The sequence below is a fragment of the Lactobacillus sp. UMNPBX17 genome (genome assembly GCF_002553735.1).
In the GTDB taxonomy this organism is placed as follows: Bacteria; Bacillota; Bacilli; order Lactobacillales; family Lactobacillaceae; genus Lactobacillus; species Lactobacillus gallinarum.
In genome coordinates this window covers 1-233 of record NZ_PCYT01000206.1, presented here as the reverse complement: position 1 = coordinate 233, position 233 = coordinate 1, and the positions used below count along the sequence as shown (strand labels likewise).

The window sequence follows — 233 nt, the reverse complement described above, 5'->3', positions numbered from 1 at the left end:
TTAGCTGTTAGACAATATCAAGCAATGCCCTTTGCCTTTTCTATTCTTAATAATTATGAGACTAAGCTAGCAGAAGAAGTAGTCGCCAATAGCGAACTATTGGCTAAGCCTAAGAATATCCGCGATACTTATAACTTTTTGCGTGTTAAAGAAATTGATAGCCTTGCCCTTGCCAATGCGATTCAGAACTACCAGAAGGCTTGGAGCAACTATCGCAAGATTGGTCATGGAAT

1 pseudogene is annotated in these 233 nt (G+C 39.5%); it reads left to right on the top strand.

From position 1 onward, the window contains the following. A pseudogene (locus CP368_RS10325) lies at positions 1-233 on the top strand (RNA-guided endonuclease TnpB family protein); the annotation flags it as partial.